Raw genomic sequence first — 11,976 nt, forward strand, 5'->3', positions numbered from 1 at the left:
GACGTACATTATTGATCGACACGCTATTGATATGCGGCGCGCCTTGGCCTCGCCTTGGCGAGGTTAAAGACCAGCCGCATGTCATCAGCGGTAAGGAGCGTCCGCTGCGCGGGCTGCGGCGATCTCGTTTTCATAGCGATCGCCTACGGCCAGCAGCATCTCTTTCGTGTAGTACAGATCGCCGCGTTTCTCGCCGTGGTATTCCAGCACGTGCGTCTCGACGATCGAGTCGACCGGGCAGGACTCTTCGCAGAAGCCGCAGAAGATGCACTTGGTCAGATCGATGTCGTAACGCGTGGTGCGGCGCGAGCCGTCGTCGCGCTGCTCGGATTCGATGGTGATCGCCATCGCAGGGCACACCGCTTCGCACAGTTTGCAGGCGATGCAGCGCTCTTCGCCGTTGGGATAACGGCGCAGCGCGTGCAGTCCGCGGAAGCGCGGCGACATCGGCGTCTTCTCTTCCGGGTACTGCACGGTGATTTTGCGCGAGAACATGTACTTGCCCGTCAGCGCCATCCCTTTGATCAATTCGGTCAGCATGAAGCTGCAGATGAAGTCTTTTAAACGTTCCATTTTTTCCAGTCCTTACTTCCAGATATTCCAGGATGTCTGCATCCAGCCGGCCACGAACACCAGGTACACCAGCGTCAGAGGGATAAACACTTTCCAGCCCAGACGCATGATCTGGTCGTAACGGTAGCGTGGGAAAGTACCGCGCACCCAGATGAAGACGGACACCAGGAAGAACGCCTTGGCGAACAACCAGAAGAAGCCGCCGAAACCGCCCCAGAATTCGAGGAAGGCAAACGGTGCGGACCAGCCGCCCAGGAACATGATCGAACCCAGGGTCGCGATCAGGATCATGTTGGCGTATTCGGCCAGCATGAACATGGCGTAGGCCATGCCCGAGTATTCGACCATGTGGCCGGCGACGATCTCGGACTCGCCCTCGACCACGTCGAACGGGTGACGGTTACATTCGGCCAGGCCCGAGGTCAGGTAGACCACGAACAGCGGCAGCAGCGGCAGCCAGTTCCACGACAGGAAGTTCAGGCCGTGTTCGACGAACATGCCCTTTTGCTGGCCGGCGACGATGTCGCCGAAGTTCAGCGAACCGGACACCATCAGCACGACCACCAGCACGAAGCCCATCGGGATTTCGTAGGAGATCATCTGCGCCGAGGCGCGCATCGCGCCCATGAACGAGTACTTCGAGTTCGAGGCCCAGCCGGCGATGATGATGCCGTAGACTTCCATCGAGGTGATCGCCATCAGCAGCAGCAGGCCGGCGTTGACGTTGGCCAGCACGGCTTCGGCGCCGAACGGCACCACCGCCCATGCGGCCAGCGCCGGCATGATGGTCATGATAGGACCGATGACGAACAGGCCGCGGTTGGCCTTGGCCGGGGTGATGATTTCCTTGAACAGCAGTTTCAGCGCATCGGCGATCGGCTGCAGCAGGCCCATGGGACCGACGCGGTTAGGGCCGACGCGGATCTGGATCCAGCCGATGAACTTACGTTCCCACAGCGTCAGATAGGCGACCAGGCCCATCAGCGGCAGCAGCACGACGATGACGCGGATCAGCGCCCAGATCAGCGGCCAGGCCGGAGCCAGCACGCTGTTTGCGCCCATGGCGTTAATGGTAGTGACGAATTCAGGCAGAGCCATTATTTACCCTCCCCTGCTTTTTCAACGGTGATGGAACCGAACATGCCGCCCAGTGCGGCGGTCGACGCGTGAGCGGCGGCCACGCGGACTGCGTTGGCCGGCAGTTTGGCGTCGACAGCGGCGACCAGGATCGCGCTGCCGGAACCTTGCGTTACCTTGACGGTGTCGCCGGCGGCGACGCCCAGCTGCTGCGCCAGCGCGGACGACAGGTGCGCTTTCGGCGCAGCCGCATCGGCCATCTTCTGCAGCGACTCGGCGCGGCGCACCACGGCGTCGGCGAAGTAGATAGGCACGTCGGCGATACGTTCGGTACCGGTCGAAGCGGCGGAGGCAGCAACGACAGCTTGCCTGGTGATGTTGTTCAGCTTGGCCGACAAATCGGTCACGCCGGCGCCCAGCACTTCGTCGCGGATCGCTTCGGAAGTGTCGTAGTCGAAACCGGACAGGCCGAGGATGTTACCCAGCACGCGCAGCACCTTCCACGCAGGGCGGGTTTCCAGCAGCGGCTTGACGGTGCCGTTGAAGCTTTGCGCGCGGCCTTCGCAGTTGACGAAGGTGCCCGACGTTTCGCTGAACGGCGAAACCGGCAGCAGCACGTCGGCGTAGTCCATGCCGTGCTTGTAGGCCGACATGACGACGACCATCTCGGCGTGCTTCAGCGCGGCGGCGGCGGCTTGCGGGTTGTGTGCATCCAGCTCTGGCTCGGCGTTCAGCAGCACGTAAGCTTGCTTCTGCTCGGAGAACGCAGGCACCTTGGCGCCGTTGGCGTTGACGATGTAAGCGCCGACGGTGTTGGCGGCTTCGGTCAGGTAGCCCAGCTTGGCGCCGGTCTGTTCGGCGATCCATTGTGCGGCGGCGTGCAGCGCGGCGGCTTGCGGGTGCTGCGTCGCCGCGTTACCCAGGAAGACACCCTTGTTTTCGCCGGAGATCAGCGAAGCGGCAATCGCGTTGGCTGCGTCGGAAGCGGTGACGCCTTCGAAGCCGGCTGGAGCCGAAACTTCCTTGGCCTTGGCCACGGCCACCACCACTTGCGACAGCGCCGACAGCCACTCCGAAGGAGCGACGATCATCTTGTTGGCGACGTTCATCAGCAGGTCGTCGTCGGTCGCGTGCAGGATCGACAGCTTGGCGCCGCCCTTCACCGCCGTGCGCAGACGGGTTGCCAGCAGCGGATGATCCTTGCGCAGGAACGAGCCGATGACGAAGGCGCGGTTCAGCTGGCCGAACTCGGCGATCGACATGCCCAGCCAAGGGGTGACGTCGCTCAGCGAGAAGTCGCTGTGGCGCAGGCGCGTGTCCACGCTGTCCGAGCCCATGGCGCGGGTCAGCTTTTGCAGCAGGTGCAGCTCTTCCAGCGTCGAATGCGGCGTGGCCACAGCGGCCAGCGCGTTGGCGCCGTGTTCGTGCTTGATGTTCTTCAGGCCGTGCGCCACGTATTCCAGCGCGGTTTGCCAGTCGACTTCCTTCCACTCGCCGCCCTGCTTCAGCATCGGCTGGGTCAGGCGGTCGGCGGCGTCCAGGCCTTCGTACGAGAAGCGGTCCTTGTCGGAAATCCAGCACTCGTTGACGGCGTCGTTTTCCAGCGGCAGCACGCGCTTGACCTTGCCGCCCTTGACCTGAACGATCAGGTTGGCGCCCAGGCCGTCGTGCGGCGAGACCGATTTGCGGCGCGACAGTTCCCAGGTGCGGGCGCTGTAGCGGAAAGGCTTAGACGTCAGCGCGCCGACCGGGCACAGGTCGATCATGTTGCCGGACATTTCCGAGTTGACGGTCTGGCCGACAAACGCGGTGATTTCCGAGTGTTCGCCGCGGCCGATCATGCCCAGCTCCATGACGCCGGCCACTTCCTGGCCGAAACGCACGCAACGGGTGCACTGGATGCAGCGCGCCATCTCCTGCATGGAGACCAGCGGGCCGGCATCTTTCGGCACGACGACGCGCTTGTCTTCTTCGTAGCGCGATTCGCCCTTGCCGTAGCCGACCGCCAGATCCTGCAACTGGCACTCGCCGCCCTGATCGCAGATCGGGCAGTCCAGCGGGTGGTTAATCAGCAGGAATTCCATCACGGACTTCTGTGCCTGCACGGCCTTGTCCGAAGCGGAGCGCACAATCATGCCTGCCGAAACCGGCGTTGCGCATGCTGGCAAAGGCTTGGGGGCCTTTTCCACTTCGACGAGGCACATACGGCAGTTCGCGGCGATCGACAATTTCTTGTGATAGCAGAAGTGCGGAATGTAGGTTCCCAATTTGTTGGCGGCGTCCATCACCATGCTACCAGCAGGGACTTCGACTTTTTTGCCGTCTATTTCGATTTCAACCATGGTGATCGTTACCTGACGCAGCTTAGATGTAAGCGGGCACTAAGCAATGCTTGTGCTCGACGTGATATTCAAATTCTTCGCGGAATTGCTTGATGAACGCGCGCATCGGCATCGCCGCGGCATCGCCCAGCGCGCAAATGGTGCGGCCCTGGATGTTGTCGCAGATCGAGTTCAGCACGTCCAGGTCCGAAGGACGTCCCTGGCCGTTTTCGATGCGGTGGATCATGCGGTACATCCAGCCCGTGCCTTCGCGGCATGGGGTGCACTGGCCGCACGATTCTTCAAAGTAGAAGTAAGCCAGGCGCTCCATGGCCTTGACCATGCAACGTGTTTCATCCATGACGATGACGGCGCCCGAACCGAGCATCGAGCCCGCCTTGGCGATCGAGTCGTAGTCCAGGTCGGTGTTCATCATCAGTTCGCCGCGGATCACCGGAGCGGACGAGCCGCCAGGGATCACAGCCTTGATCTTTTTGCCGCCGCGCATGCCGCCTGCCAGTTCCAGCAGCTTGGCGAACGGGGTGCCCAGTGGCACCTCGTAGTTGCCCGGCAGTTCAACGTCCCCCGAGATCGAGAAGATCTTCGAGCCGCCGTTGTTCGGACGTCCCATGCCCAGGTACTTTTCAGGACCCATGTTCAGGATGAACGGAACAGCCGCGAACGTCTCGGTGTTGTTGATGGTGGTCGGCTTGCCGTACAGGCCGAACGACGCAGGGAAAGGCGGCTTGAAGCGCGGCTGGCCTTTCTTGCCCTCCAGCGATTCCAGCAGCGCGGTTTCCTCGCCGCAGATGTAGGCGCCATAGCCATGGTGCGCGTGCAGCTGGAAGCTGAACTCGCTGCCCATGATCTTGTCGCCCAGGAAGCCGGCGGCGCGCGCCTCTTCCAGCGCATCTTCAAACTGGGTGTAGACCTCGAAGATCTCGCCGTGGATGTAGTTGTAGCCCACGGTGATGCCCATGGCGTAGGCGCCGATGGCCATGCCCTCGATCAGCGCATGCGGGTTGTAGCGCATGATGTCGCGGTCCTTGAAAGTGCCCGGCTCGCCCTCATCTGAGTTGCATACCAGGTACTTCTGGCCCGGGAACTGGCGTGGCATGAAGCTCCACTTCAGGCCGGTCGGGAAACCCGCGCCGCCACGGCCGCGCAGCGACGACGCTTTCAGGTCGGCGATGATTTGTTCCGGGGTGATTTTCTCTTCGAGGATCTTGCGCAGGGCGCTGTAGCCGCCGCGCTTGACGTAATCTTCCAGGTGCCAGTTCTTGCCGTCGAGGCCGGCCAGAATGACCGGGTCGATGTGACGATTGTGGAGTGACGTCATTTCTTCAGTTCCTCCACCAGGGTATCGATTTTATCGTTGGACATGAAGCTGCACATGCGCTGGTCGTTCACCAGCATCACCGGCGCGTCGCCGCAGGCGCCCATGCACTCGCCTTCCACCAGCGTGAAAGCGCCGTCGTCCGTGGTGTCGCGGAAGTCGATGCCCAGCTTTTCTTTCAGGTGGTTGGCCGCGCGCACGCCGCCCGACAAGGCGCATGGCAGGTTGGTGCACACGGAAATCTTGTGCTTGCCGACCGGCTTCAGGTTGTACATATTGTAGAAGGTGGCGACTTCCTGCACGGAGATAGCCGGCATGCGGATGTAGTCGGCCACTTCGGCCATCACGTCCGGCGAGATCCAACCCAGTTCAACCTGGGCGTGGGCCAGCGCGGCCATCACGGCCGACTGGCGCTGGTCGGCCGGGTACTTGGCCAACTCGCGGTCGATTTTTTTGTAGCACTGCTCTGATAACAACATAACTTTTCTGCCTCTCGGACTTAGCGGTCAATACTGCCGAACACGATATCTTGCGTACCGATGATGGTCACGGCGTCGGCAATCATGTGGCCGCGCGCCATTTCATCCAGCGATTGCAAGTGCGCGTAATCGGGAGCGCGCAGCTTCATGCGGTACGGCTTGTTGGCGCCATCGGAAATCAGATAGATGCCGAACTCGCCCTTCGGATGCTCCACCGCGCTGTACGCTTCGCCCGGCGGCACGTGGAAGCCCTCGGTGAACAGCTTGAAGTGGTGAATCAGCGATTCCATATTGGTCTTCATGTCGACGCGGCCCGGAGGCGCCACCTTGCGGTTGTCGGTCATGACCGGACCCGGATTGTTGCGCAGCCATTCGACGCACTGCTTGATGATCTTGTTCGACTGGCGCAGCTCTTCCACGCGCACCAGGTAGCGGTCGTAGCAGTCGCCGTTGGTGCCGATCGGCACGTCGAAGTCCATCAGGTCGTACACTTCGTACGGCTGGTGCTTGCGCAGGTCCCACTGGATGCCCGAGCCGCGCAGCATGGCGCCGGTGAAGCCCATGGCCAGCGCATCTTCCGGCGCCACCACGCCGATGCCGACGGTACGCTGTTTCCAGATACGGTTGTCGGTCAGCAGCGTTTCGTATTCGTCGACGTAGGTCGGGAAACGGTTGGTGAACGCTTCGATGAAGTCCAGCAGCGAGCCCTGGCGATGTTCGTTCAGGCCGGCCACGGCCTTGGCCGAGCGGATGATCGACGGCTTGTGCTGCGGCATCGCGTCCGGCAGGTCGCGGTACACGCCGCCCGGACGGTAGTAGGCCGCGTGCATGCGCGCGCCCGACACCGCCTCGTAGCAGTCGAACAGGTCTTCGCGGTCGCGGAAGCAGTACAGGAACGGGCCCATGGCGCCGACGTCGAGCGCGTGCGCGCCCAGCCACATCAGGTGGTTCAGGATGCGGGTGATCTCGTCGAACATGACGCGGATGTATTGCGCGCGCAGCGGCACTTCCAGGCCCAGCAGCTTCTCGATCGCCATCACGTAGGCGTGCTCGTTGCACATCATCGACACGTAGTCGAGGCGGTCCATGTACGGCACCGACTGCAGGTAGGTCTTCTGCTCGGCCAGCTTCTCGGTGCCGCGGTGCAGCAGGCCGATGTGCGGGTCGGCGCGCTGGATCACTTCGCCGTCCAGCTCCAGCACCAGGCGCAGCACGCCGTGCGCGGCCGGGTGTTGCGGGCCAAAGTTCAGGGTGTAGTTCTTAATTTCAGCCATTGTTTACTTCCCGTAGTTTTCTTCGCGGATCACGCGCGGCACGTTTTCACGCGGCTCGATGGTGACCGGCTGGTAGATCACGCGCTTCTGCTCGGGGTCGTAGCGCATTTCGACATAGCCCGATACCGGGAAGTCCTTGCGGAACGGATGGCCGATGAAACCGTAGTCGGTCAGGATGCGGCGCAGGTCGTTGTGGCCTTCGAACAGGATGCCGAACATGTCGAACGCTTCGCGCTCGTACCAGTTGACGGCGCGCCACAGCGGCACCAGCGACGGCAGCAGCGGCATATCGTCGTCGGCGCAGAACGCGCGCACGCGCACGCGCCAGTTGTTCTTCACGGACAGCAAATGGACGACCACTGCGAAACGCAGGCCGTCCCAGGTGCCTTCACCGTAGTTCAGGTAGTCGACGCCGGCCAGGTCAATCAGCTGATCGAAGCCCAGCGACTTGTCGTCGCGCAGCGTTTGCATCACGCCGTAGTAGTCGGCGGCTTTCACGACCAGCGTGATCTCGCCCAACGCCACGGTCGTAGTAACGCGATCGCCCAGGGCGGTGCCGAGGGCGGTTTGCAGTTGTTCCAGATGTGTAGTCATATTCTTGAAGCGGCCCCGTTAGCGTGCGATCGTATTGGTGCGCTTGATCTTGTTTTGCAGCTGCATGATGCCGTACAGCAGAGCCTCAGCCGTCGGCGGGCAGCCCGGCACATAGACGTCCACCGGTACGATGCGGTCGCAACCGCGCACCACGGAGTAGGAGTAGTGATAGTAGCCGCCGCCGTTGGCGCAGGAACCCATCGAGATGACCCAGCGCGGTTCCGGCATCTGGTCGTAGACCTTGCGCAGCGCGGGTGCCATCTTGTTGCACAGCGTGCCGGCCACGATCATCACGTCGGACTGACGCGGCGACGGACGGAACACCACGCCGAAGCGGTCCATGTCGTAACGGGCCGCGCCCACGTGCATCATTTCGACCGCGCAGCAGGCCAGACCGAACGTCATCGGGAACATCGAACCCGTGCGCGCCCAGTTGATCAGCTTGTCGGCCGAGGTGGTGATGAAACCTTCGTTTAATACGCCTTCAATAGCCATGGCTTATTCCCAATCAAGGGCACCTTTCTTCCAGATATACCAAAAACCGACGACGAATTCAGCGATGAAGCTCATCATCACCAGGAACCCGTTCCAGCCCAGTTCGCGCATGGAGACGCCCCACGGGAAGAAGAATGCCGTTTCCAGATCGAACAAAATAAAGAGGATTGCGACGAGGTAGTAACGCACGTCGAATTTCATGCGCGCGTCTTCGAACGCTTCGAAGCCGCATTCATACGGGGACAGTTTTGCTGCGTCAGGCTTGTTAGGCCCGAGAATGTGGCCCAGGACTTGGGGAGCGATGCCTACGCCGAGACCGACGAGGATGAACAACAGGACGGGGAGATAATTTTCGAGGTTCACGATTGATGAGCTTATATTGAACGGTCGGTTAAAAGGACACACTGCGGTGTTATGCGGTGCTCTTAACGTTCGCCCCAATCGTAAAACTACTTAGACCAGGATCGAACGACACATCCTCGTAAAAAAGCCAGCTCAGGTACTTTATAGGTACTCCCTTGCTGGCCTCTGATTTCTGGTGCCGACGACGAGACTCGAACTCGTACAGCTTGCGCCACTACCCCCTCAAGATAGCGTGTCTACCAATTTCACCACGTCGGCGTAAGGCCGCTATTCTACTTCGTTTTCACGCGGTTGTTAATCCGTATTGCGCCAAAACAAGAAGAAAAACGATAAATCTTTACTTCCTTCTACTCTGAATTGTTTTTCTAGCTTGCAGCGCTAATGTACTGCCAAAACAATGAGCAAACAACTTAAAAAATTGCCAATGAACCTGCTTTACTTCGCAACTTTTCACAACTTAGTTCATTATTATATTACTTTGGGATCGAAGCTGCAGAGCCTGCCGCAGTCGGCGCTGGCGCCGAGGCCGCCGGGGCCGCTGGCGCCGCCGCCGGAGCGGTAGGAATCGCTGCCGCGCCGGTGGCTGGCGCCGGGGCCGGGGCCGCCGGCAGCGCCTTGTCCATCACGCCGCCGCTGACGGCGCCGCTGCCGTGCTGGGTCGAGATGTACGACAGGGCCAGCGTGGCGCTGAAGAAGATCGCGGCGGCAACGCCGGTCGATTTCGACATGAAGTTCGACGAACCGGTCGCGCCGAACAGGCTGCCCGAGGCGCCCGAACCGAAGGCCGCGCCCATGTCGGCGCCTTTGCCATGCTGCAGCAATACCAGGCCGATAATGGCGATTGCGGAAATGACCTGCACTACGATAACCAGATTGAACAAGGAGTTCATGTTATTCCATTCAAAAATAAAAGTTTTGTATCGTTTTGTTTCTAAAACTTAGACGGCCTGGATAATCCCGAGGAAATCAGTCGCCTTTAATGCGGCGCCACCGATCAAGCCGCCGTCGATATCCGGCTGGGCCATCAATTCTCTTGCATTGTCCGGCTTCATGCTGCCGCCGTACAAAATCTGCACACCGGCCGCGGCCGGTGCATTCTTCTGCGCCAGGCGCGCGCGCAGGAAGCTGTGGGCGTCCTGGGCAATTTGCGGCGTCGCCGTCTTGCCGGTGCCGATCGCCCATACCGGCTCGTAAGCCACCACCAGCCTGGCCACGTCGTCGGCGGAAATCACATCCAGCACCGCCTGCAGCTGGCCGCAGATGATGGCTTCGGTCTCCCCTGCCTCGCGCTGCGCCAGCGTTTCGCCGCAGCAGACCACCGGCGTCAGGCCGGCGGCCAATGCCGCGACGGTCTTTTGCGCCACCAGCTCGCTGCTTTCCTTGTGATAGGCGCGGCGCTCGGAGTGCCCGCACAGCACGTAGCGGGAATCGAAGTCGACCAGCATGCCGGCCGACACTTCGCCCGTGTAGGCGCCGCTGGCGTGGGCCGACACATCCTGCCCGCCCCAGGCGACCGGGGTGCCTTGCAGCTCGGCCTGGCATTGAGCCAGGTAAGGCGCCGGCACGCAGACGGCGCAGTCGGCTCCGAAGTCGTTCAATCCGGCGACGATCCCGGACAACAACGCCGTATTGCCGGCGCGGTTGCCGTTCATTTTCCAATTGCCGATGACGAGTTTGCGACGCATAGTAGCCTAAAATTCAATAACCCGCTATTTTAACGCGAGGCTGTAACCCCGGTCAAACCAGCGGGCGGCCGCACCGCCCTTAAAATGGCAAAAATACTACGGTTCTGCCCGGATCTTGACCTAAATCACCTGCAACATGATCTTGCCGACGTGGTTGCTGCTCTCCATCAGCGCATGCGCGGCGGCGGCCTGCTCCAGCGGAAACACCTCGTAAATCACCGGCTTGAGCTTTTGCGCGGCCATCATCGGCCACACCTTGTCCAGCAGCTTCTTGGCGACCGCGCCCTTGAAGGCGGCCGAACGGGGGCGCAGCGTGGAACCGGTGATGGTCAGCCGGCGGCGCAACACCTGGCCCAGGTCCACCGTGGCCTTGCCGCCGCCCAGCGTGGCGATCAGCGCGATGCGGCCGTCGTCGGCCAGGCAGCTGATTTCGCGGGGAATATAGTCGCCGCCCACCATGTCGAGGATGACGTCGACGCCCCGGTCGTTGGTCAGCGATTTGACGATGAGGCCGAAATCCTCGGTCTTGTAGTTGATGCCGCGCTCGGCGCCCAGCGCCATGCAGGCGGCCACCTTGTCGTCGCTGCCGGCGGTGGCGAACACGCGGTGGCCCATGGCCGTGGCCAGCTGTATCGCCGTCACGCCGATGCCCGAGCTGCCGCCCTGCACCAGCAGCGTTTCGCCGGCGCTCAGGTGGGCGCGGTCGAACACATTGCTCCAGACGGTGAAATAGTTTTCCGGGATCGTGGCCGCCTCGAGCATGCTCCAGCCCTTGGGCACCGGCAGCACCTGCTCGACCGGCGCCACGCAGTATTCGGCATAGCCGCCGCCCTGCACCAGCGCGCAGACCTTGTCGCCGATATCGAAGGTGGTGTAGTCGAGGTCGCCGTCGACGATCTCGCCGGCCACCTCCAGGCCCGGCAGGTCGGAGGCGCCCGGCGGCGGCGCATAGTTGCCCATGCGCTGGAACACGTCCGGACGGTTGACGCCGGCCGCATGCACCTTGATCAGCACCTCGCCGGCCTTCACCACCGGCATCGGACGCTCGCACAGTTTCAGCACATCGGCCGGGCCGGGATGGGTAATTTCAATCGCGCGCATAGTCTCGCCCCTTGCTTAGAAAAGGGCGATTGTACGCCAGCGGCGCTTTAGCCGCCGCCGGTGCGCGACTGGCGCGGCAGCGGCGTGTTCGGCTTCCACGCGGCCGACAGCGCCTGCCCTTCCTCGATCTGCTCCGGCGTCATGCTCTTGACCACGGCCGAGCGCTGCTCGGCCGCGTTCATCGAGCCGTTGGCGGCGGCCAGGTTCCACAGCATGTAGGCAATCACGTTGTCCTGTGGCATGCCCGCCATGTGATAGCGGTACATCAGCCCCAGCACCTGCTGCGCGTCCGGATGGCCCTGCTCGGCGGCCTTGCGGAACCACGTCACCGCCTGCTTGTGATCCTGGATCACGGCATTGCCGGTGTAATACATGGCGCCGACCACATACTGCGCGTCGGCCTTGCCCTGCAGCGCGGCCTTGCGGTGCCATTCCAGCGCCTGCTTGTAGTCCTGCGCGACGCCGCGTCCCATGTAATACATCAAGCCCAGCAAATGCTGGGCATCGGCGTTGCCGGCTCGGGCAAGTGGCGCTATCTCTTTCAAAGCCACCGCATAGTTCTTGTTGTTGTAGGCGGTGGCGCCTTCGGCGAATCCGGCTGTCGCGGCCTGTTGCAGGCCCAGTGCGATAGCGATCGCTAGTATGAATTTTTTCATATCCCGTTATTTATACATAGGT

At 61.8% G+C, this 11,976-nt stretch carries 13 protein-coding genes and 1 tRNA gene; all 14 read right to left on the reverse strand.

All coding sequences use genetic code 11. The annotated features are described in order from the left end of the window. Window positions 1–84: 84 nt before the first annotated feature. Window positions 85–573, reverse strand: coding sequence for an NADH-quinone oxidoreductase subunit NuoI (nuoI, locus tag ACSQ3S_RS23920; protein ID WP_436143995.1), 489 nt, complete (start codon window positions 571–573; stop codon window positions 85–87). A gap of 12 nt (window positions 574–585) precedes the next feature. Next, window positions 586–1,671: an NADH-quinone oxidoreductase subunit NuoH gene (nuoH, locus tag ACSQ3S_RS23925; RefSeq protein WP_176651807.1), complete on the reverse strand. Its 1,086-nt coding sequence runs from the start codon at window positions 1,669–1,671 to the stop codon at window positions 586–588. Continuing rightward, window positions 1,671–3,992 (reverse strand): NADH-quinone oxidoreductase subunit NuoG, encoded by a 2,322-nt coding sequence (gene nuoG, locus ACSQ3S_RS23930; protein WP_413446464.1) that lies wholly within the window; start codon window positions 3,990–3,992, stop codon window positions 1,671–1,673. The genes nuoH and nuoG overlap by 1 nt, the downstream gene beginning before the upstream one ends. Window positions 3,993–4,014: 22 nt before the next feature. Continuing rightward, window positions 4,015–5,310, reverse strand: a complete 1,296-nt coding sequence (gene nuoF, locus ACSQ3S_RS23935) for an NADH-quinone oxidoreductase subunit NuoF (protein ID WP_008450345.1) — start codon at window positions 5,308–5,310, stop codon at window positions 4,015–4,017. Beyond that, the gene (nuoE, locus tag ACSQ3S_RS23940) at window positions 5,307–5,786 is read right to left on the reverse strand and encodes an NADH-quinone oxidoreductase subunit NuoE (RefSeq protein ID WP_436143996.1); all 480 of its coding nucleotides are present in this window, start codon (window positions 5,784–5,786) and stop codon (window positions 5,307–5,309) included. Before nuoE ends, nuoF begins: the two co-directional genes overlap by 4 nt. 20 nt (window positions 5,787–5,806) lie before the next feature. Continuing rightward, window positions 5,807–7,060: an NADH-quinone oxidoreductase subunit D gene (locus ACSQ3S_RS23945; protein WP_176651811.1), complete on the reverse strand. Its 1,254-nt coding sequence runs from the start codon at window positions 7,058–7,060 to the stop codon at window positions 5,807–5,809. Window positions 7,061–7,063: 3 nt separating this feature from the next. Continuing rightward, on the reverse strand, window positions 7,064–7,654 hold the full coding sequence (locus ACSQ3S_RS23950) for an NADH-quinone oxidoreductase subunit C (RefSeq protein ID WP_176651812.1): 591 nt from the start codon (window positions 7,652–7,654) through the stop codon (window positions 7,064–7,066). An 18-nt stretch (window positions 7,655–7,672) separates the two neighbouring features. Continuing rightward, entirely contained in the window at window positions 7,673–8,149 is a 477-nt protein-coding gene (locus tag ACSQ3S_RS23955; RefSeq protein ID WP_008450353.1) for a NuoB/complex I 20 kDa subunit family protein, read from the reverse strand. Between the two features lie 3 nt (window positions 8,150–8,152). Continuing rightward, entirely contained in the window at window positions 8,153–8,512 is a 360-nt protein-coding gene (locus ACSQ3S_RS23960; RefSeq protein WP_116988038.1) for an NADH-quinone oxidoreductase subunit A, read from the reverse strand. A 173-nt stretch (window positions 8,513–8,685) separates the two neighbouring features. Then, window positions 8,686–8,770 (reverse strand) — tRNA-Leu (locus tag ACSQ3S_RS23965). A 215-nt stretch (window positions 8,771–8,985) separates the two neighbouring features. Further along, complete coding sequence (secG, locus tag ACSQ3S_RS23970; protein ID WP_176651813.1) at window positions 8,986–9,402, reverse strand: preprotein translocase subunit SecG; 417 nt, start codon at window positions 9,400–9,402, stop codon at window positions 8,986–8,988. A gap of 48 nt (window positions 9,403–9,450) precedes the next feature. Beyond that, a complete protein-coding gene (tpiA, locus tag ACSQ3S_RS23975; RefSeq protein WP_353402915.1) occupies window positions 9,451–10,197 on the reverse strand; it encodes a triose-phosphate isomerase in 747 nt (248 codons plus the stop codon). A 120-nt stretch (window positions 10,198–10,317) separates the two neighbouring features. Further along, a complete protein-coding gene (locus ACSQ3S_RS23980; RefSeq protein ID WP_176651815.1) occupies window positions 10,318–11,298 on the reverse strand; it encodes an NAD(P)H-quinone oxidoreductase in 981 nt (326 codons plus the stop codon). Between the two features lie 47 nt (window positions 11,299–11,345). Further along, window positions 11,346–11,954, reverse strand: a complete 609-nt coding sequence (locus ACSQ3S_RS23985; protein WP_176651817.1) for a tetratricopeptide repeat protein — start codon at window positions 11,952–11,954, stop codon at window positions 11,346–11,348. Window positions 11,955–11,976: the final 22 nt, after the last annotated feature.

This window comes from Duganella sp. LjRoot269 (assembly GCF_964254095.1).
Taxonomy (GTDB): Bacteria; Pseudomonadota; Gammaproteobacteria; order Burkholderiales; family Burkholderiaceae_D; genus Rugamonas; species Rugamonas hordei.

What these genes read in the sequence shown, in the direction of transcription:
- nuoI (WP_436143995.1), bottom strand. Translation starts at nt 573, where the DNA reads ATGGAACGTTTAAAAGACTTCATCTGCAGCTTCATGCTGACCGAATTG.
- nuoH (WP_176651807.1), bottom strand. Translation starts at nt 1,671, where the DNA reads ATGGCTCTGCCTGAATTCGTCACTACCATTAACGCCATGGGCGCAAAC.
- nuoG (WP_413446464.1), bottom strand. Translation starts at nt 3,992, where the DNA reads ATGGTTGAAATCGAAATAGACGGCAAAAAAGTCGAAGTCCCTGCTGGT.
- nuoF (WP_008450345.1), bottom strand. Translation starts at nt 5,310, where the DNA reads ATGACGTCACTCCACAATCGTCACATCGACCCGGTCATTCTGGCCGGC.
- nuoE (WP_436143996.1), bottom strand. Translation starts at nt 5,786, where the DNA reads ATGTTGTTATCAGAGCAGTGCTACAAAAAAATCGACCGCGAGTTGGCC.
- ACSQ3S_RS23945 (WP_176651811.1), bottom strand. Translation starts at nt 7,060, where the DNA reads ATGGCTGAAATTAAGAACTACACCCTGAACTTTGGCCCGCAACACCCG.
- ACSQ3S_RS23950 (WP_176651812.1), bottom strand. Translation starts at nt 7,654, where the DNA reads ATGACTACACATCTGGAACAACTGCAAACCGCCCTCGGCACCGCCCTG.
- ACSQ3S_RS23955 (WP_008450353.1), bottom strand. Translation starts at nt 8,149, where the DNA reads ATGGCTATTGAAGGCGTATTAAACGAAGGTTTCATCACCACCTCGGCC.
- secG (WP_176651813.1), bottom strand. Translation starts at nt 9,402, where the DNA reads ATGAACTCCTTGTTCAATCTGGTTATCGTAGTGCAGGTCATTTCCGCA.
- tpiA (WP_353402915.1), bottom strand. Translation starts at nt 10,197, where the DNA reads ATGCGTCGCAAACTCGTCATCGGCAATTGGAAAATGAACGGCAACCGC.
- ACSQ3S_RS23980 (WP_176651815.1), bottom strand. Translation starts at nt 11,298, where the DNA reads ATGCGCGCGATTGAAATTACCCATCCCGGCCCGGCCGATGTGCTGAAA.
- ACSQ3S_RS23985 (WP_176651817.1), bottom strand. Translation starts at nt 11,954, where the DNA reads ATGAAAAAATTCATACTAGCGATCGCTATCGCACTGGGCCTGCAACAG.